Raw genomic sequence first — 20,373 nt, forward strand, 5'->3', positions numbered from 1 at the left:
TCAGTCGGGTTTTTTAATTTATTTAGAAGTTCCACGGTTGGCAATGTGATGAGGTAAGATGATTGTTTTTTCATCTACTTCTTCTTTATTCATCAATTTTGTCAATAGACGCATAGAAACAGCGCCGATATCATACAAAGGTTGAGTAATTGTACTCAATTTAGGGCGAACCATTTCAGTTAATTTTGAGTTATTAGCCGTAATGATTTCAAAGTCTTCTGGTATACGAAGATTTGAGTCTAACGCACCATTTAAAATACCAACTGCTAGCTCATCATCTCCAACAAAAGCTGCTGTTGCATTTGCTTCAGCTAGTTTAGAAAAGATTTCTTCTCCAGCTGAGAAAGTATAATCTGTTTCAAAAATTAAGCTTTCATCAAACAGGATGCCTGCATCTGTTAAAGCTTTTTGGTATCCTTTCATCCGATAAACACTATTAATGGGCTCATCTTTTTGAGATCCAGAAACGAACGCAACACGTTGATGACCCTTAGCTAGTAGCTCAGCAATTGCTTCTTCTGTTGCTGCTTCATAGTCGATATTCACACTACCTACTTGCTTGTCAGGGTCAACTGTACCTGCTAATACTACCGGGATTTTTGAACGTGAAAATTCAGCACGCAATTCATCTGTGATTTTATGTCCCATATAAATTAAACCATCGACTTGTTTTGCCAATAAGGTATTTAAGACATTTACTTCTTTTTGATCATTTTGATCAGAGTTAGCTAGGATAATATTGTATTTGTACATTGTAGCAATATCATCAATCCCTCTAGCTAATGATGAAAAATATAAATTTGTAACATCAGGTATGATTACCCCTACAGTAGTCGTTTTTTTACTAGCTAAACCACGAGCAATTGCATTTGGTCTATAATCTAAACGATCGATAACATCTAGTACTTTTTTTCGAGTAGTTGGCTTAACATTAGGATTTCCGTTGACAACTCTAGAAACAGTCGCCATTGATACATCCGCTTCTCTAGCGACATCATAAATTGTAATCGTTTGTTTTTCCATATATATTATCTCCTTTAATTGAGTTTATTTTGTTCATTCGTATTATCCTAATACAATCTATCAGACTTTCACGCATAATGCAAGCGTTTTACTTACGTTTTCATGAAAGTTTCATTTTGAGTTTTCATTAATTTGTATTCTTCTATTTATTTTTTTATCTTTATTCTTTTTTATTTACGTTTTTTATTTATTCAATGATACAATTAGAAAAGATTAAGATACTTTGGAAAGTTGGGGTTAAACTATAATGAACAAAAAGCTAAATGAGTTAAAAAAATGGTTAAAAGAAACTAAAACGGACTGCGTATTAATTAATGATCCGGAAAATATTGCTTACTACAGTGGCTATAAAAGTGATCCTCACGAAAGAATTTCAGCTTTGGTTGCTTTCCCTTTCGCTGATCCCTTTCTTTTCACGCCTTCTTTAGAAGTAAATGATGCAGAAAATAGTGAATGGTCTTTTTCTGTTTATGGCTATCTAGATAATGAAAGTCCTTGGTCTATTATTTCAACAAAAATACAAGAAATAATAGTTGGTACAAATAGATTTGCAATTGAAAAAGCGTTTTTAACTGTGGAACGTTATGAAATGCTCCTTTATTTTTTTGAGAACTCTCAATTTATAAATATATCAGAAAAAATACAAGAAATGAAGCTTATCAAAAATCCTGATGAAATAAACCGTATGATAGAAGCTGGAAAGTGGGCAGATAAAGCTTTAGAAATTGGCTTTAATAGTATCAAAGAAGGTATTTCTGAAGAAGAAATCGTTGCGGAAATTGAATACCAGTTAAAAAAACAAGGTATAAAAGAAATGAGTTTTGAAACGATGGTTTTAGCTGGCGACCACGCTGCTAGTCCGCATGGTATCCCTGGTTCAAGAAAAGTTAAAAAAAATGATATGGTTCTTTTCGATCTAGGAGTAGTTTGTAACGGGTATACTAGTGATGTTACGAGGACAGCTATTTTTGGCAAGCCATCAATAGAAGCTGAAAAAATTTATTCTGTTGTTCTTAAAGCTCACCAAGCTGCTATTGCAGCAGTGGAACCTGGTGTAACTGCTGGACAATTAGATGAAATCGCACGAGATATTATCACGAAAGAAGGATATGGAGACTACTTCACCCATCGTCTTGGACATGGATTAGGAAGCAACGTCCATGAACACCCTTCCATCATGAAGGACAGCGAGTTAATCATTAAAGAAGGTATGTGCTTTTCAATAGAACCTGGAATTTATGTACCAGAAGTTGCAGGTGTTAGAATTGAAGATTGCTTATATGTAACAAAAAATGGTTGCGAACTTTTCACAAAAACATCTACAGCCTTTCAATCAATTATTTAAAAAAAAGATGCTATTCCCCTTTTTTCAATAGGAAAATAGCATCTTTTTCTAATAGTTAAAAATCTACATTTGTATTATTTGTTTTACGGTCTTTCAAATCAGCTGATTTTTTTAGTTGTTCAGAAATTTTATGAACCGTTGACTATTTTTTAGTATCAAATGAATTAGATTGATTTGAACTATAATCCATCGTATTTTTTTCAATTTCTTTTTTTAATGAGTCTGAATCTAATTTTACTCCGGTTTTTAAATCAGTTTCTTCTTTTTCAGTTTTAGCCTCATCAGCTTTTTTCTTTACATCTTCTGATACATCTTTAGCTACAACTTTTACATCTTTTTTTGTATCCGTAGCAATGTCTGCTAAATCTTCTGACGTATCTTTAATATTTGCCTTTGCATCATCAATAGTTGATGCGACCTCTTCTTTTGTATCAACAGCAGTTGATGTTAAATCAGATTTAACTTTATCCGTATTATCCATTAATTCTTCATGAATATCTTTCAAGTCAGCTCCTACTTCTTTAGAAGTTTGGGTTAACTGTTCTTTCATTTGAGAAGCTGTATCTTTTAAACTAAGTTTTATATCATCTGATGCGTCTTTAGCTACATTTTTAATTTCTATTCCTTTTTCTTTTGCAATATCTGAATAATCTTTCGCTGTATTTTTAGCATCTGAGGCTTGTTTAGCTAAATCATCGCGTAATTCTTTTCCAGATTTAGGTGCAAATAATAATGCCGTAATACTAGCTGTTGCTGCTCCGATAAGTGTACCTAATAAAAAACCATGTTTTTTTGTCATAATTAATTTTCTCCTTTTCAAGTTAACTTATTTTATTTTACTTATCTAATTAGTCTATCGTAATGAGTTCGGTTAGTTTGACTTTCGTTTTCGATTTAAATTTAAAGCTGTTTTCCCAACTTTTGTTACCATTCCTGCTTTGACTGTTTTTTTGGTTGTACCAGAAACATGTTCTGCTAAATGACGTGTTGACGAATTCAAACTTGATACAGACATCCCTAAATCTCCAATTGCTTGGAATACAGGATCAGTTTTGCTTAATTTTCCATTTACATCATCAAGCGTTGTGTTCGTTTTGTTCAATAGACCTTCCACTTCAATTAACAAACTATCAGCGTCTTTAGTTATTACTTCGATGCTGCTATTTGCTTCTTTTACAGTTTTAGAAACTTCTTCGATTACTTTTGAAACTTTTAATAATACCACAATTAAAAAAACGACTAATGCAGCAAATGCTATTGCAGCTATTAAAGCTGCTACTTCTCCACCTGTCATGTTAGTTCCTCACTTCCTTCATTTTATTTATGATTACTCAATTTTATGCTATTTTACAAATGAAGAACCATTAAAAAAATAATCGTCTCACTGCAAAGTATAATAAAATCACTTCATATTTAGAATACCATATCGTTTTTACCACTTCAAATGATATGATACCGATTACCAAATAAAAAAAGAAGTCTCATTTCTTCTTTAAAATCATTTTAGAATTATTAAGATAGTTAAAAATTTGCTAGGTTTATTTTCCTTTCTTTTATTAATTTGTTATGATTAAAAATAGTAAGCTGTTTTCAAAAATTATGTCCAAAGGAGTCTTTCAATGAATAATCAACCAGACAGTTCTGTTACTACAGAAGTAGTAGATTCCGTTGCAGAACAAACATCTTTTTTTATAGATTTTTGGCAAAATATCGATTGGAACTATTTATTATCTGCTGGTATCTCAAAAACAATCCAAATCTTTCTTTTCTTTCTTATTTTTCTTGTAATAAAAAAAATTGGAAATGCATTTATTACTAGAACTTTTCAAAATTACCGAAGAAAAAAACATATTTCTTTAAGTCGTTTAGATACTTTGGATAATCTCACCCACAACATTTACAATGCCATGCTTGGTTTCTTTCTAGCATATGCTATTCTTTCAGAAATTGGAATTCCTGTTGGCACGTTGTTGGCTGGTGCTGGTGTTGTCGGTTTAGCATTCTCTTTAGGGGCACAAGGATTTGTCAGTGATATTGTGAACGGTTTTTTTATTCTACTCGAAAAACAAGTGGACATTGGGGATGTTGTTACATTCAGTGACATTACAGGTACTGTTGTCGATGTCAACTTAAAAACAACTATCGTAAAAAGTTTTGATGGAACGCTAAACTTTGTACCTAATCGTTACATTACAATTGTCAGCAATCTATCTAGAGAAGACATGCGTGCTCAAATAGATATTCGAATGAAACCTGATGTTGATATGGTAAAAGTGAATGCAATCATAGAACAAGTAAATAACCGATTAGTTCCTTTGCATCCTGAAATCACTCAACAACCAACTAGTTTAGGTTTAATGGATATTGGGGATAATTTTTTAGCAGTGCGAATTCATATTTTCACACTCCACGGTAGTCAGTACTCTATTCAAAATACTTTTTTCCAAGAATATGTTGCTGCATTAACCAAAGAAGGCATTGTCATTCCGTCAACTCCAATAAAAATGGCTACTTAAGTTTTTTTGCATCGTTTATGGAGTATGGTTTTACTCGCTATGTCGAAAGTCGCATAGACTTTTTATTAAAAAGAAAATAAACTAACGTTATGATTTTGTTTTAAGGACTATTTTTAATTGAATGAAAGGACTGGAAATATATTGACAACCCCAAAAATTTTAATTTTAACGGGCAGTTATGGAAACGGACATTTGGAAGTAACAAATGCTTTGGTTGCTGAGTTGAATAAACGTGGCATCACCGATATTGTTATTTCGGATTTATTTTACGAGGCTCATCCTATCCTCACTAGTTTCACTAAACAACTGTATCTGAAAAGCTTTACTAAAGGCCAAAGTATTTATGGGTTTTTATATTATAATTCAGATGCGCGCTTAACAGACTTTCGAATTGATCGTATTATTGACCGCTATGGATACATGCGCATAAGTCAACTAATGAATAGCTATGATTTTGACGTTGTTATTAATACTTTTCCAATGCAAGCCTTGCCTATTTATAAACAAAAAAATGAACATAATATCCCTTTTGTAAATGTACTAACTGATTTTTCTTTACATTCTCGTTGGCTTTCTGAAGAAATCGATCATTTCTTTATAGCTGGCAAATCTTTAAAAAAAGAATTAACAAACTCTGGTATATCTTCTGATAAAATAACGATCTCAGGCATACCCATCAAAGAAGAATTCTACAATACAAAAACGCTCTTTTCTAATAAAACAAACGATTCAGTTCATCCAAAGGAATTATTGATTTCAGCTGGGGCCTTTGGTGTTATAAAAAATCTCCCTATTTTAATTGAAGAGCTTTATCACCAAAATAATTTAAACATTACTGTTGTCTGCGGTCGAAATCATGAGCTTTATAACTTACTTCTAACTAAGTTTACAGGTATCTCTTCTATACTTATTTTAGGCTATGTAGAAGATATGGCCTCTCTTATGAGACAGGCTGACATAATGGTCACTAAACCTGGTGGTATTTCCCTTTCAGAAGCGTTAGCCATCCAAGTTCCTTTAGTTTTAACACCCGCTGTTCCAGGACAAGAATTTGATAATGCCAAACTATTTGAAATAGAAGGAATGGCTCTTATAACACATGAAGAAGAAGAAATAGTCCCAGCTATTCTCTTTTTATTAAAGAATACTTCTTTTTCTACTGAGTTAAAAAAGAATATGGAAAAGTATTTTTATCCTACCGCTGCTGCTACAATCATCGATAAAGTTTTAACCATTAGTAAAAAGACTACTTCTTCAAAGGAGAATTCACATGGAAAAAAAACCATCAATCCTTGATAGACATTTCCTTTTTTTGTTATTGTCATTGCTTTTGATAGAATATGTCCGAGCTGCGTATGTTATTAGTTACTTACCCGTACAAGCAGCGATTGGAAATCAGTTTTCTGTTGCTTTCGTAGGTTTAGCTGTCAGTTTACATTTCATAAGTGATGCTTTTTCTAATTTTCAAATAGGATTTTTAATGAATCGTTTTGGTGTTAAAAAGGTTGTTTCTTTTTCTTTGTTTACAAGTCTTATAGCTTTAGTTTCTGTTCCTCTTTTTCAGTTTCATTTATTTATTATTTTGTTGGCTTCTGTTGTTTTAGGTTTAGGAGCTTGTCCAATTTGGATTATTGTTTTAGCGAGAGCTACCGAGGGTAAACGTGGTTCAAATATGGGGCTAGTTTACTTTTGCTGGCTTTTAGGTATTGCGGGTGGAGTCATACTAATGAATTATCTAATGATTGATCATTTTTTATTTGCTTATTGGCTATTGCCTATTTTTGTCGGGATTGCGTACATCTTTTTCCGTTTTTCAGGAAATCATCCCAATCCTAATGCAAAACAACAATCTTTCGGTGATATTTTTAAGCAAGCCATTAAAGTTTTTATTAGAAGTAGAAAAATTTTGCCCGGAACTTTAGTTCAAAGTATCGCTATTGGGATGATGATTCCTATTCTTCCAACGTTTGTTTTACAGAATCTTCTATTAGATTACCGTCACTATATGCTACTCGTTACAACAGCTGGTGTCACCGCTGCTCTTTTTATGATTCCTTTAGGACGGTTAACTGATTATTTTAAAACTAAAGCCATGTTTATTACTGGATTTGTCTTTTTTGGATCAGGCCTCATTTTACTGACAACAGCAAAATCTTTAATCCTCATTTTTATCATGGTCTTTCTACTTGCCATAGCTTATACTGCCTATTTGCCTTCTTGGAATGCATTTGTGGCAAGCAATATACAAACAGATGACCAAAACGTAAGTTGGGGAATTATCTCTTCATTTCAAGGAATTGGTACTATGCTTGGACCAGTAATCGGAGGATTGCTTGCTACATTTGGTTCTGGACTGACAGTACTCATTAGTGGTTTATTTTTTATTTTGCTTGCTATATTCTATATGATTGTCAAGTAGGTTATTATGTTCAATGGAAGTGTTAACTATTCTCGAATGCCTCAATTTTAGAATAGATAAAATTTTAGAATAGATAAAAAATTATTTATACCTTTTCTATTTCCCTTTTATAGTTAATCAACTTTCAATCTTTCTTATTCCTTCTATTTTGCATTCTCTTTAAATTTATTAAAAAGCATCAAGATTTCTGCCCCAATCGGCTAAAATCTCGATGCTTTTTCATCTGAGTGGTTAAGAAATGAGAGCTATCTCAATTTTCATTTGAGACAGCCTATTTTTATAATTAGGAGATGCGATTTCTCATTCATTGTCGGCTTTAACAAGTAACGTTGATAGTTCCTGTATTTATAAATGAATGCCCTTTATGCTATTGGAGGCGTTCCTTCAGCATTTGATACAACTGCATCAATCTGAACTAAAGCTTCTCCAGTTAAAGCTGATACGCCAACTACTGTACGTGCAGGGGTTCCTTCTGGGAAAAATGTTTTGTAAGCTTCGTTTACAGCATCAATATCTGCAATATTTTTAAGGAATACATTTACTTTAACGACATCTTCCATAACGTGATCGACGCTTTCGATAATTTTCTTGATATTTTTCAAACACTGTTCAGCTTGCTCTTTTACTCCACCCGTTACCATTTCACCTGTTTTTGAATCAATAGGCAATTGAGCTGAAAGATGGTTGTAATGAGAAAAAGCGACAGTTTGTGTAGATAGAGAGCTTATTGGTGCATTTTTTGTGTTGTTTGCTTCCAAGATAAGACCATGTCTATCTTCAATAAGTTGTGGTGGTGTTCCGTCTCCGTGTGACACAACTGCTTCAATTTGTACCAAAGCAGCCATAGGTAAAGCTGATGCTGCAACTACTGTCCGTGCAGGAACATAAGCTACGGCTCTAGCAATAGCTGAGTCTGGGAAAAATGTTGTATACACTTCGTTTACAGTTTCAATATCTGAGAAGTCTTTAAGGAAGATAGTAATCTTAACAATATCGTCAAAAGGAACGTCAAGACTTTCTAAAATTGCCTTGATATTTTTTAAGCATTGTCCAGCTTGCTCTTTTACCCCACCGGATACTAATCTACCAGATTTTGGATCGATAGGTAACTGAGTTGAAAGATTATTGTAATGCGAAAAAGCCACAGCTTGAGTAGATAAAGAATTCATTGGCGCATTTGCTGTGTTATTTGTAAGTTTAATAAGATCGCCTGATTGTGGTGCGTTTGGAATTGTACCTTCACCGTGTGAAACAAGTGCATCAATTTGCACCAAAGCAGCCATAGGCAAAGCAGCAACTGCTACTACCGTACGTGTAGGAAGATAGCTTGAGAAGAATGTTTTGTAGACTTCGTCTACAGCATCAACATCTTTGATATTCTTAACGAATACAGTGATTTTAACAATGTCATTCATAATATGGTCGATGCTGTCTAAAATTGCCTTAATATTTTTAAAACACTGTTCAGCTTGCTCTTTTACACCGCCCGCTACTAATTCGTTAGATTTTGGATCGATAGGCAATTGAGCTGAAAGATTATTGTAATGAGAGTAAGCTACAGTTTGTGAATAGGGTCCGATATTTTTTGGCGCATTTTTTGTATTTCTTGCTAATACTGCGTTATAGTTAGTCATAATAGTTATCCCCTTTTAGATATATTTATTACCTCCAGTTTCAGCCTAATTCTATCAAGGTTTTAATGCCTAATTTCTGCTGTGAACTTGAGTTAATAACCGCTAAAGCGGTTACATAAACGCAATTATAGCAAACTTTCATCATTTTGACTACATATTTCTTATGACTTATTTTTGTGTTGCACTTTTTTCTAGACAATAACCGTTAAGGGCTACATCAAAAAGATGGAATCATCTCGACGCAGCCCGTAACGATCTTCTGTATTGTGTTGTGTACGTAAGCGTCAATTCCAACGCACCTGTAATCCTATGCCAAAAGTTCCATTTTTATATTTCTGTTTTATACACACTCTATTTTGCGTTTTATACACACTCTATTTTGCGTTTTACATCGTATTTATTTTCAAACTCGTGAGCAATTCTATTGGTTGCTTTAAGTATTTCACTACGCGTTACAATACCGGTGAAACTTCCATCTGATGCCGCCACACAAACAAACGAGTTACGAACGAGCAAATGTAAAACTTCTTCTAAATCATAAGGATTTTCGATTAATGCAAAATCTGTTTGCATCACATCTTCAACACGGATATCTCCAAGCTTATCAAAATCGACATCTTCAATACTAGTTATTGCATCAATAACCATAGACATAGAAATTAATCCTCGTATTTTAAATTTTGAATCTAAAACGGGTATAACAGTATAACCTATTTTTGTTAATACTAATAACGCATGGTCTAAGCGGTTGGTCATTTGAATATGAGCCACATGTTCTGCAGGAATTAAAAAGTTTTCTTGATTTTCTAATAACATTTTCCCGATTTCTTTACCTATCATGTCTATCAGTTTCCTTTCTCACTAATGAACCTCTTCATCCATTTTAAGTGAAAACACACTAAAATAATAGTATATTACACACCATTATTCTAGTTATCCTTTATTATGACCTAGTAAATGAATAGTTTAATTCCTCAATTGGTTGATGCAGTCTATTATAATACGTCACTTGAATCGTGTTTTTAACCGTTTCAACAATTGCATATGTTTTTACTCGATAGGCTCCACGGGGCGATAAAATACTCCCAGGATTCAACATCAAAATTCCATCTAGTATTTCTACTCCTAATTCGTGCGTATGCCCAAAAAAAGCAAACTTAGCCTGTGCTTCTTTCGCAGCTAATAACAGCGTCTGCTTAGATTTCTTCACATCATGTAAATGCCCATGAACCCAAATAATTTGTTCCTGATCAATTTCTGCAGTGCGCACTGTTGGATAAGCTTGTTCGAAGTCCGTATTTCCTTTTACAGTCATCATATCTTGCCAAACTGAATCTGTTTCAGCTAACTCAGAATCCCCACAGTGAATCATTGCATCAACTTTTTCTTTATACTTTTTAATAAGCTCTACTAAAATATCTCGATCGCCATGACTATCGCTTACGACTAATACTTTCATTCCATCCACCTCATTATTCATTTATTTGATCGCTTAACCAGTTATCCCATACTTGGTCTAAATTTACTAAAGCTTGTGCACGATGGCTAGTTTTATTTTTTTCTGTTTCAGATAATTCTGCCATTGATTTACCAGCATCCACTACATAAAACAAAGAGTCGTATCCAAAACCATTCTCGCCGCGCGGTATACCTAGTATTCTACCTTCTACTTCACCCTCGACAACTAAACTTTCTTTACCAGGAAAGGCTAAAGCTAGGGTACAGTGAAATTGTGCTGTGCGTAAGTCACTGGGAATATCCGTTAATTCGTGTAGAAGTTTTGCGTTATTTGCTGCATCACTTTTGGGTTCACCCGCATAGCGTGCTGAAAAAATCCCGGGTCGTCCTTCTAAAGCGTCAACTTTTAAGCCTGAATCATCTGCTAACACCATTACATTTAACCTATTTGCAATCGTCTCTGCTTTTAATAGTGCATTTTCAGCAAACGTTGTTCCTGTTTCTTCTACTTCAGGAATTTCTGGATAGTCCAGCAGCGTTTTAACTTGGATTCCTTTTTTAGCAAATAAAGCTTCGAATTCGCGTGCTTTACCCTGATTATTAGTTGCAATTAAAATAGTATCGGACAGAACAAGGCCAAGATTTATTTGTTTTGAAGAACTTTCTTTGATTGCTTGATTTTGTATATGGATTAATTCTTCTATCCCTTTTTCTCCAAGTTCAAGCATATCCATTAATTGAGCACCTGAAAATGTTGACTCTTCACCTGTCCCTTGTATTTCTGAAAACTTACCACTAGTTGTCATAACGATATTCATGTCAACACTAGCAGAGCTGTCTTCTAAATAATCTAAATCCAATAATACTTCATTGCTTTCTGTTATTCCAACACTAATAGCAGCAATATTTTCTTTGATAGGATCTTCTTTTATTTGACCACTTTCCAGTAATGTTAAAATGGCGATTTTCAACGCCACAAAAGCACCTGTAATACTGGCTGTGCGAGTGCCTCCATCTGCTTGGATGACATCACAGTCGATTGTAATAGCTCGTTCGCCTAATTTATCCAAATCAACCACAGAGCGTAATGTACGAGCAATGAGACGTTGGATTTCCATTGTTCTGCCTGTTAATTTCCCTTTTGCAGATTCACGAATGGTTCTTGTGTTTGTAGCTCTAGGTAACATAGCGTATTCGGCATGAATCCAGCCTTTTCCTTGCCCTCGCATAAATGGTGGAACTTTTGTTTCGATCGTAGCATTGCAAATGACTTTTGTATCACCAAAAGTAACTAATACTGAACCTTCAGGGTGTTTCAAATAGTTTGTTTCAATTGTAACATGACGAAGTTCATTATTTTTTCTTGTATCTTTTCGCATAATTCCCTCTATTCTAAAGACGTTTTTAAAGGCCTAATTTAATGTGTTCTATTTTAATATTGTCTATTTTGAGCCATTGTGAAGCAATCGGTTCAAACATTTGAATCGATCCTGTGGTATAAAAATTATATTCTGTATTTTTGCTATCTCGACTATCTACAGCCAAGTTAAAATAATCTAAAATAGTACTTACTTCACTGATTGTTTCTGCACCTGAATCAATTAACGTGACAGAATCGCCCATCACATTTTGGATAATAGAATGTAACAACGGGTAATGTGTACAACCCAAAATTAGCGTGTCTAATCCTGCGTTTTTCAAAGGACGCAAGGTTTCAGCAACAACTTTTTTTGCAATAGCACTATCGTATTCATTGCTTTCAACTAATGGAACAAATTTTGGACAGGCTAAACTTGTAACCATCGCTTTAGTATCTTTAGAACGAATCATTTTTTTATATTCGTTACTTTTAACTGTACCTTCTGTTCCAATTACGCCAATTTGATTATTCCGAGTACTTTTTATAGCTGACCGACTACCGGGTAAAATAACTCCTATTACAGGAATAGCTAATTTTTTTTTAATATCTACTAGGGCCGCTGCTGTTGCTGTATTACATGCTATTACTAACATTTTAATATCTTTACTTAATAAGAATTGAGTCATTTGCCAAGTGAATTTTAAAATCTGTTCCTTTGGCCTAGGACCATAAGGACACCTGGCAGTATCTCCGACATAGTAGATAGATTCATTCGGTAGTTGCCGAATAGCCTCTTTAACGACTGTCAATCCACCTACTCCTGAATCAATAAAGCCTATCGCTTGTTTTTTCATGTTTTAACAACCTTTATATGAAGTCAATTTATTTGTTAGCTCTATCTTCTCTTTTTTTCACGAAGAATTCAAGTCTTATAAATAAAAAAGATAGGTTTCTACTCTATTGCACGTTATACTAGATTAGTATAAACTGCGAGGTGAAAAAGAATGAATGAACAAAAAACAACCATTGACTTAAATTTGTTTGAAGAGAATAGTCCTTTTTTTGGACAAACTTTACTGCGTGATGTTTTAATACCTAATTTATTAAGAAATGAAACAAATGAAATTTTATATTGGGCTGGAAAAGAGATTGCAAGACAATACCCTCTTTGCTCTATTCAAGATATTATTCTTTTTTTCGAAAAAGCGGGATTTGGAACTCTCATGCTAGATAAACGGGATCATCATGCCATTGTTTACCGATTGACTGGCTCTTTTGTCGAAAGCCGAATCAAAGCTGTTAAAACCCTATCTTTTAATTTAGAAGCCGGATTTCTAGCAGAACAAATTCAACAACAAGAAAGCAATTATACAGAGGCCTTTTATGAATTAGATACAAAAAATCTTAGTGTTTTACTTATATTAAAACAGGATGCAAAAGATTCAGAACCAATCGAACAAAATAACGCATTTTTTACTTTAAATAAAAAAAATAAAGAACCAGACTCGTTGGATTTTCCTGGGAAAATAGCTAAAGAAAAGTTGAATGTACTAGCGGATACTTTACCTACTATCGATAAATCGGAAGACATTCAGTTAGAGAATAAGACTGCTGTTTTTGATGAATTGCCTTCTCGTTCTTCAAAGCACAATAAAAAATAATAACACAAGGTATTGAGTATAGTTGTCTCGATACCTTTTTTTTGTCTACTTTTGCTTTTCGCTACGCATGATATTCCATGAAGTTTTCATCGTTTTGAACATACCCGCATCTGAATAAACTAAACCATTTGAACGATAGAGAATGAGTGAAACATATGAGCAAACTACAGTAAAAACAATCATTAAAAGAATAGCTAGTATATTTCCAGTAGCTGTAACCGTTTCGCTAGCCACTCTAAATGGCATGACCATTGGAGTGAAAAAAGGAATATATGAAGCTACTTTGACAATCATTTGATTAGGACTGGCAAATGCAAACATTCCAGCATAGAAACCAATCATGGAAAGAAAAATTAATGGGATACTGCTTTATTGACATCTTCTATTTTGGATACAAGTGATCCCAAAAAGGCAGCAATAGCAGAGTATAGAATAATCCCTAATACAAAATAAATTGCCGAGTATCCCAATAAACCTTGTAACAATTCTTTGATATCAATCCCTTGCATAATGGTTTGCACTATTTCAAATTCCTTACCAACTTGATAAGCAATAAAACCAATCACGCCATAAATAACTACTTGAGTAAGACAAACTAATAAAATTCCGATTAATTTACCAAAAAAGTGAACAGAGGAACTCACACTAGATAAGACAATTTCCATAATTCGTGTCCCTTTTTCTATTATTTTTCAATTGAGAGAAGCAAATAAAACAAAAAAATATAGGTTAATTCCATTCATTCTGAATGATTCATAGTATTTTTTTAGGAATCTTTTTATTTCTATTAACAACGTTCTATTAACTACTATTATAGAGTGACAACTCATAAAATTTACGTTTAATCTTTCTTTTCTTCTCTGCTATGAGATTAATTTGATCGTACCGGTTAGTTTATCATACCCTATTCAAAAATTGACAAGTTTTAAAAAAAGCTTTCCGACTTGTCCAAAACAAATAGACAAGTTGACTATTTTTTAGCCCAAACTTGTCCATTTAAATATCGTCCTGACATTGTTTACGAGATAATAAAAACAAAAAATTTGGATTCATATTGGCCATAAACACCATAAAGCAAATGAAAAAACAGCATCTTAATAGACAGTTAGTAGGTTTCGATAAACTATTTTGATGATTCAAGTTCATTACTTATTTAATTAGTCTATTTTTATCTTTGGAACTTGTTTTTTCAATTCCGCTATAAAAGATTGTTTGTTTTCAGGAGATAGTTTGATTATTTTCATCCCTACTTTCGTTTGGTACTGAAGAATCACTCCATTTTTTGAGCTTAGTGCTCTTTCTCCATTTAACAGGTCGGCTAATCGATAGTGAACCTCTTGTACTTTTATCACCTGATCGTATTGAATCTTTTTGGTAAAAATTCCTTTTCGTATTCGTAAGCTATCTTTATTGAAAGTATAGACAATAAACCAAGCAGCTGCTAACCATGATAGCAAGGCAAGTGTCAAAAATATCCAGCCTATCCAAGTAAACCATTGGTTAAATGATACGTTTGTCAAAACTACAATCAGACTAATAACCAATAAAAAACTGTTCGATGAAAATAAAATAAGTAAAAAACTGTCTCGCTTTGTACGAAATGTCATCATTGTACACGCCCCTTTAAATTTTTTCTGATAGAAAATCTTTAATAATTGCATTAAATACATCTGGTTTTTCAATCATTGAAAAATGTGTTGTTTCCGGTATAGTAATAACCATACTTTCAGCTATTAATTTATGCATCATTTGCGTGTGTTTCTTTTGAATCACATCATTTTCACCAACTACTATTAACGTTCGTGCGTTTATTCTCTTTAAATCAGCATCATTAAATTTAATTTGGTGCCACATCAAATCAATTACTTCTTTGCGTCGTCTTTTAGATTTAGAAATGAAACCTAATAGTTTCAAATAATAATATAGTCCTTTCACTTGTAAGAAATCTTTTTTTTTCAATCCTTCTGGCTTGTAATTAGCACCGACAACAACAAGATTATCCACTCTTTTTGGATAATGTGATGCTAAATACAGACCTAAATTCCCACCATCACTAAACCCGATTATATCCGCTTTATTCAGTTGAAAATAATTCAATACGTTAATAATATCGTTTGTCATTTTTTTAAATGTCATCTCACCTCTAACGTGTCCAGAGCGTCCATGACCTCGACTATCCATTGCAATAACTTGATAAAAATCACTAAAATAAGTTATTTGATTATTAAATATTGTATGGTCTTCTTCATTACCATGCAATAAGAGTAGGGGTTTTCCTGCTCCAGTTACTTGACAAAACAAACGAACCTCTTTTGTTGGAATATAACATTCTTCCATACTATTCATCCTTTTTATTTTTAGTGCTTGACTTGATTTTTTATCTCTTTAAGTTAGTTTAACATACTTTTATTTGCTTTTTATTTTATTCTTTATTTAGAGTGTTTTATAAAAAGTGGCTTCTTTAACAAAAAAAAAAGAACACGTGTCTCTCTCCAAAGACCAGTGTTCAAATCGTATACCAAAACACAGGGGGGGGTTTTGATACTCTATTCAATTTATAAGTTTATATTTAATTCAATTGTTTTTAATGTAATGGTTGCTTCATTTATAAATTTTACAAATGTAAGTTTACTTACATGCATTTTATTTAAATCATTTGAAGTGAGATTGTGTTTTCTTAAAACACTATCAAAAGGACAATCAAGGATACCGTCTGCGTTTTCAATCAAATCTTCCTCAGCTATGTTCAATGTACTTTTCGCATCTTTTCCTTCAATAATATAGGCATATATTACATTTAACTGTTTTTTATCCATGATTCCCTCTCCCACTTTATGAAAATAAAATTCTCATTATTCTTACTTAAACGTAGAAGTTCATTTTATCTGTGTGTGTGTGCGACTCCTCCTATTCTCCAAATTCATTCCTCATTTATCATTTGGTCAATCAGCAAGTCATTTGGAAAACGGTAGTCTTGGCAGCTAATACGATATTCGTCTAGCCACCCATGAACCAAAGTATTGGTAAGATTGCCACAAGTTTTTTTAAGACCTTAATGTAGTCTGCTTTCATGTCATCCCTCCGCTCTATAAACATAGTATAGCAAATGAATAGGGTTTTGTTATATAATGTGCATATAGTAACATTAGTTTTTAAAAAATTAAAAAGAAGGTGCTCATAATGACCAAACCTAGTCAATCTTTTGGACCAGCTTTAAAAAAAATACGTGAAAATAAAGGCTATACACAAGAAATCGTTGCTCGCAACGCCATGAACCGCTCAACTTATACACGGTTTGAATCCGAAGATATCACTACTAACATAACAAAATATTTCCAAATTCTTACTAACTTGGATATGTCACATAAAGAATTCTTCTATATTCATAATTCTTATCAGTTAAGTAAAAAAGAAGCAATTTTGTTTCAGTTTAATTCTATTACAACCAACTCTGATGTAAAACTTTTAAAAAAATTAAAAGCTGAAGCTGAATGTTACCTAGCAAATTATGATGATCCTATTATTAAAGACATCGTTGAAGTTTACAATGCCTCACTTACTTTAGCTGAGACTAATGATTTGAAGAAAGCTTGCAAACATGCAGAAAAAGTCTGGTTTCGCCTAGAAAAAATGGATAAATGGTACTTAACAGAACTGCGTTTGCTAAATAACATCTTATTCTTTTTCCCTGCTGAGACCTCTTTATTTATCTCTAAACGTGCCTTAGTAGACTTAAATTATTATCGCCATTTTGAAGAAGCCTCTAAATTGCAAATGGCTTTCTCAATGAATTTAATTTTTTTATTAATGGAAGATCAAGATTTTAAACAAGCTTTCATTCAAATCGAAGAATTGATTATAAAAAGCAAGAAAGAATCCAAATATATTATGCTGGCAGTATTATATGTAAGAAAAGGAATTATTTTAGAAAAAACGTGCACAGACAAAGAGGGTGATCACTTTATTCAAAAAGGTCTTAAACTTCTTGAAGCTATTGAAGAATGGGATATCAAGAAAGAATTAGAACAAGAGTTAGACTATTATATTAAAAATAAAAAATAAAGACTGCAAGCGACTTCTGTTCACCAAACAGAAGTCGCTTGCAGTCTTTATTTTTATAATTTATTTATATTTTGCAATTACTTCTTCAATTTGCTCTTTACCATGATAACCAATTAGTTTTTCAACTACTTCGCCATCTTTTTTTACTAACAGTGTTGGAATACTCATAATTCCAAATGAAGCTGCTGTTTTTTGATTTTCATCAACATCCATTTTCACGATTTTAACTTGTTCTCCCATTTCTTCATCAATTTCTTCTAAAACTGGAGATTGCATGCGACAAGGACCACACCATGTTGCCCAAAAATCAGTAATGCTAAGTCCTTCTTTCGTTTCTACTTCAAAATCTTTATCTGTGACTACTTGTACCATTTAAATTCCTCCTAATATATCAGCTTATTAATAGTAAGTTTTTCAACCTTTATTCATTATAACAAATAAATTTATTGTTTTCTAGTATCTTGCCTATGATTTAAATTCTACTATTGTAGCTCCATTTCCACCTTGATTATTTGGTGCATAATGAAAACTTTTTACTGAACGGTGTTTTTTTAGTGCTTCTGTCACTCCCGTTCTTAAAGCGCCTGTGCCTTTACCATGAACAATCGTTACTTGTGGGTAATTTGCTAATAGGGCTGCATCCAGGTATTTATCTAAATCAGCTAATGCATTTTCATACCGTTCGCCACGTAAATCTAACTGTGTAGAAACATGACTGTTAGAAGCAGAGCGGACTGCCGTTGTCATTTTGCGTGTTGGTTCTTTTTCAGGAGTTGTTAATTTAATGTCGTTTTCTTTAATTTTCATCTTTATCATGCCCATTTGAACAACCCAATGATTTTTATCCACTTTTTCTAAGAGTACACCTTTTTGCCCAAATGACACTACTTGTACATCGTCTCCTAATTTAAAAGACTGGTTTATTTTTGCTTTTTTTAAAACTTTGTTTTTTGACAATGATTCTTCATGATGTAGTTTCGATAAACTTGACTTAGCACCGATTAGTTCATGCTCTTTCACATTATTTCCATATGGTTCTTGTAGTTGTTTTTTTCGTAAATCTTTAATAATCTGATTGGCTTCTTCTTCTGTTTTTTCAACAATACTATTGGCTTTTTCACGGGCTTTTTTTAATAAATCTTCTTGTTCACTGTAGAATTGTTGAACGGCTGTTTGCAAATCAGCATGAAGTTGCTCTGCTTCATCCAAATGATAACGAACTTCAAGGTATTCTGTTTCAGCCATTTTCCGTCGATTTTCTAAATCAGTAATCATTTCATTTAAATCTTGGCTTTCGGCATCAATTAATTGACGCGCTGATTCAATAACATCTAAAGACAGCCCTAAACGCTTAGATATTTCAAAGGCATTGCTTCGTCCAGGGACACCAATTAATAAACGATAAGTAGGGCTTAAGGTATCTACATTAAATTCCATACTGGCATTAACTGTGCTCGGTCGATTGTAACCATAAGCTTTCAGTTCAGGATAATGAGAAGTAACCATCACATAGCTCCCAATTGTTCCAATCTTATCTAAAATCGCAATAGCAAGTGCAGCTCCTTCTTGAGGGTCTGTACCGGCACCTAACTCATCAAAAATAACTAAACTTTTTTCGTCTATTTTATCCAAAATAGAAACAATATTTGTCATATGTGAAGAAAAAGTACTTAGACTTTGTTCAATCGACTGCTCATCCCCGATATCAGCAAAGACTTCCGTAAATAATCCCATTTGACTCCCTTCAGCTACTGGAAGCTGTAACCCGGATTGTCCCATTAGTTGTAGTAAACCCAGTGTTTTTAAGATAATCGTTTTACCACCAGTGTTTGGTCCAGTAATAATAACCGCTTGGTGTTCACCACCAATTAGAATATCATTGGCAATAACTGTTTCTGAATCCAACATCGGGTGTCTTGCACTGAGTAATTTCACTTCGTTATTCTCACTAATTAACGGACGACTAGCTGATATGCTTTTGCCGTAACTGGCTTTTGCACCGATAAAATCAAGTTTGCCCAATAAAAACATATTATTTAAAATTTCATTTCCATAAGGAGCAATCTCATTCGATAATTCTGCCAGAATACGATCAATTTCTTGTCGTTCTTCAATCTGCAATTGACGCAATCGGTTATTTAAATCTACAACTGATTGAGGCTCTATAAACAAAGTTTGTCCTGTTGAACTTTGATCATGAACAACTCCGCCAAATCTACCGCGATGTTCAGGTTTTACTGGGATTACATAGCGATCATTTCGCATAGTTACCACTGCATCAGTTAAGTACTGTGCATTTTTCCCTCGAATTAAACTATCTAATTTTTCGCGAATCCCTGTTTCGCCACGTTTGATTCCGGTGCGAATGCCGCGTAAAGCAAGACTAGCATCGTCCAATACATGACCGTCTTCTTCTACAGCTTCGCGAATTTGTTGGTTTAACGTAGGAGTTGTAATAAAGTTAGCTGCTAAGTGATAGAGTGTATTTAATTCGATATCCGCTTCTTTTAGTGTTTCAAAAAAACGAGAAACTTCTGAAGTTGTTCTTAGAATTCTACCAATTTGAGCAATTTCTAACCCATTCAATGAAGCTCCAATTTGGAGACGTTTTAAATGAGGTTTAACATTATGCAGCTTAGGAATTGGCATTCCTCCACGCAATCGTAAAATAGTTGTGCCATCTTCTGTTTCGTTTTGCATCGTTTCAATACCCGATAAAGAAATAGATGGTTTTAGTTCAAGCGCTTGTTCTCTTCCTAATTCAGAAGCAGTAAAATGTGATAAGGTTTTAATAATTTTATTGAATTCTAGTGTCTGAAATATTTTCTTATTGATCGTATTCACCTCTTCATCAATTTTTTTAGTCAAAATAGATACCAAGAAACCGTTCTTTAA

At 33.3% G+C, this 20,373-nt stretch carries 21 protein-coding genes; 6 read left to right on the forward strand and 15 right to left on the reverse strand.

Annotated features, from left to right (window positions below; translation table 11 throughout):
* Nucleotides 1-18 precede the first annotated feature (18 nt).
* Entirely contained in the window at nt 19-1,023 is a 1,005-nt protein-coding gene (gene ccpA, locus BR44_RS04525; protein ID WP_034550881.1) for a catabolite control protein A, read from the reverse strand.
* Nucleotides 1,024-1,270: 247 nt separating this feature from the next.
* Here ccpA and BR44_RS04530 point away from each other — a divergent pair, with 247 nt between their 5' ends.
* Nucleotides 1,271-2,368 (forward strand): M24 family metallopeptidase, encoded by a 1,098-nt coding sequence (locus BR44_RS04530; protein ID WP_034550882.1) that lies wholly within the window; start codon nt 1,271-1,273, stop codon nt 2,366-2,368.
* 142 nt (nt 2,369-2,510) lie between these two features.
* Here BR44_RS04530 and BR44_RS04535 read toward each other — a convergent pair whose 3' ends face one another.
* A complete protein-coding gene (locus tag BR44_RS04535; RefSeq protein ID WP_051912518.1) occupies nt 2,511-3,167 on the reverse strand; it encodes a YtxH domain-containing protein in 657 nt (218 codons plus the stop codon).
* 72 nt (nt 3,168-3,239) lie between these two features.
* Nucleotides 3,240-3,662: a DUF948 domain-containing protein gene (locus BR44_RS04540; RefSeq protein ID WP_034550883.1), complete on the reverse strand. Its 423-nt coding sequence runs from the start codon at nt 3,660-3,662 to the stop codon at nt 3,240-3,242.
* Between the two features lie 325 nt (nt 3,663-3,987).
* Here BR44_RS04540 and BR44_RS04545 point away from each other — a divergent pair, with 325 nt between their 5' ends.
* The 3 genes from BR44_RS04545 (at nt 3,988) to BR44_RS04555 (ending at nt 7,303) form a co-directional block, all read left to right on the forward strand.
* Nucleotides 3,988-4,884, forward strand: coding sequence for a mechanosensitive ion channel family protein (locus BR44_RS04545; RefSeq protein WP_034550885.1), 897 nt, complete (start codon nt 3,988-3,990; stop codon nt 4,882-4,884).
* Between the two features lie 141 nt (nt 4,885-5,025).
* Nucleotides 5,026-6,180, forward strand: a complete 1,155-nt coding sequence (locus BR44_RS04550; protein WP_245592920.1) for an MGDG synthase family glycosyltransferase — start codon at nt 5,026-5,028, stop codon at nt 6,178-6,180.
* On the forward strand, nt 6,155-7,303 hold the full coding sequence (locus BR44_RS04555) for an MFS transporter (RefSeq protein ID WP_034550886.1): 1,149 nt from the start codon (nt 6,155-6,157) through the stop codon (nt 7,301-7,303). Before BR44_RS04550 ends, BR44_RS04555 begins: the two co-directional genes overlap by 26 nt.
* A 362-nt stretch (nt 7,304-7,665) precedes the next feature.
* Here the strand turns inward: BR44_RS04555 and BR44_RS04560 are convergent, their stop codons facing one another.
* The 5 genes from BR44_RS04560 to racE all read right to left on the reverse strand — a co-directional run bounded on the left by BR44_RS04560 (nt 7,666) and on the right by racE (nt 12,609).
* Nucleotides 7,666-8,937 carry a RidA family protein gene (locus BR44_RS04560; protein WP_034550888.1) on the reverse strand — a complete coding sequence of 424 codons (1,272 nt, stop codon included), beginning with the start codon at nt 8,935-8,937 and terminating at the stop codon, nt 7,666-7,668.
* A 363-nt stretch (nt 8,938-9,300) separates the two neighbouring features.
* Nucleotides 9,301-9,777 carry a cyclic-di-AMP-binding protein CbpB gene (gene cbpB, locus BR44_RS04565; RefSeq protein ID WP_034550890.1) on the reverse strand — a complete coding sequence of 159 codons (477 nt, stop codon included), beginning with the start codon at nt 9,775-9,777 and terminating at the stop codon, nt 9,301-9,303.
* Between the two features lie 103 nt (nt 9,778-9,880).
* Nucleotides 9,881-10,396, reverse strand: a complete 516-nt coding sequence (locus BR44_RS04570) for a metallophosphoesterase (protein ID WP_034550891.1) — start codon at nt 10,394-10,396, stop codon at nt 9,881-9,883.
* Between the two features lie 13 nt (nt 10,397-10,409).
* Complete coding sequence (rph, locus tag BR44_RS04575) at nt 10,410-11,774, reverse strand: ribonuclease PH (protein ID WP_034550892.1); 1,365 nt, start codon at nt 11,772-11,774, stop codon at nt 10,410-10,412.
* Between the two features lie 25 nt (nt 11,775-11,799).
* Entirely contained in the window at nt 11,800-12,609 is an 810-nt protein-coding gene (gene racE / locus BR44_RS04580; protein WP_034550894.1) for a glutamate racemase, read from the reverse strand.
* 150 nt (nt 12,610-12,759) lie between these two features.
* Between racE and BR44_RS11060 the strand changes: the two genes are divergently transcribed.
* On the forward strand, nt 12,760-13,416 hold the full coding sequence (locus tag BR44_RS11060; protein WP_051912520.1) for a YslB family protein: 657 nt from the start codon (nt 12,760-12,762) through the stop codon (nt 13,414-13,416).
* Between the two features lie 45 nt (nt 13,417-13,461).
* Here the strand turns inward: BR44_RS11060 and BR44_RS12030 are convergent, their stop codons facing one another.
* From BR44_RS12030 to BR44_RS04605, 5 genes are all read right to left on the reverse strand, one after another.
* A complete protein-coding gene (locus tag BR44_RS12030) occupies nt 13,462-13,737 on the reverse strand; it encodes an ABC transporter permease family protein (RefSeq protein WP_281173129.1) in 276 nt (91 codons plus the stop codon).
* Between the two features lie 32 nt (nt 13,738-13,769).
* Nucleotides 13,770-14,081, reverse strand: a complete 312-nt coding sequence (locus BR44_RS12035) for an ABC transporter permease (protein ID WP_051912525.1) — start codon at nt 14,079-14,081, stop codon at nt 13,770-13,772.
* Nucleotides 14,082-14,573: 492 nt separating this feature from the next.
* Entirely contained in the window at nt 14,574-15,026 is a 453-nt protein-coding gene (locus BR44_RS04595) for a PH domain-containing protein (protein ID WP_169740190.1), read from the reverse strand.
* Nucleotides 15,027-15,039: 13 nt separating this feature from the next.
* Nucleotides 15,040-15,753, reverse strand: a complete 714-nt coding sequence (locus BR44_RS04600; RefSeq protein WP_034550898.1) for an alpha/beta fold hydrolase — start codon at nt 15,751-15,753, stop codon at nt 15,040-15,042.
* Between the two features lie 218 nt (nt 15,754-15,971).
* Complete coding sequence (locus BR44_RS04605) at nt 15,972-16,232, reverse strand: hypothetical protein (protein ID WP_034550900.1); 261 nt, start codon at nt 16,230-16,232, stop codon at nt 15,972-15,974.
* 364 nt (nt 16,233-16,596) lie between these two features.
* Between BR44_RS04605 and BR44_RS04610 the strand changes: the two genes are divergently transcribed.
* On the forward strand, nt 16,597-17,478 hold the full coding sequence (locus tag BR44_RS04610) for a helix-turn-helix domain-containing protein (RefSeq protein WP_034550902.1): 882 nt from the start codon (nt 16,597-16,599) through the stop codon (nt 17,476-17,478).
* A gap of 60 nt (nt 17,479-17,538) precedes the next feature.
* Here BR44_RS04610 and trxA read toward each other — a convergent pair whose 3' ends face one another.
* Together trxA and BR44_RS04620 are read right to left on the reverse strand one after the other, a co-directional pair.
* Nucleotides 17,539-17,850: a thioredoxin gene (gene trxA / locus BR44_RS04615; protein ID WP_034550904.1), complete on the reverse strand. Its 312-nt coding sequence runs from the start codon at nt 17,848-17,850 to the stop codon at nt 17,539-17,541.
* Nucleotides 17,851-17,943: 93 nt separating this feature from the next.
* Nucleotides 17,944-20,313 carry an endonuclease MutS2 gene (locus BR44_RS04620; protein ID WP_034552955.1) on the reverse strand — a complete coding sequence of 790 codons (2,370 nt, stop codon included), beginning with the start codon at nt 20,311-20,313 and terminating at the stop codon, nt 17,944-17,946.
* Nucleotides 20,314-20,373: the final 60 nt, after the last annotated feature.

The sequence above is a fragment of the Carnobacterium funditum DSM 5970 genome, from assembly GCF_000744185.1.
Lineage (GTDB): Bacteria > Bacillota > Bacilli > Lactobacillales > Carnobacteriaceae > Carnobacterium_A > Carnobacterium_A funditum.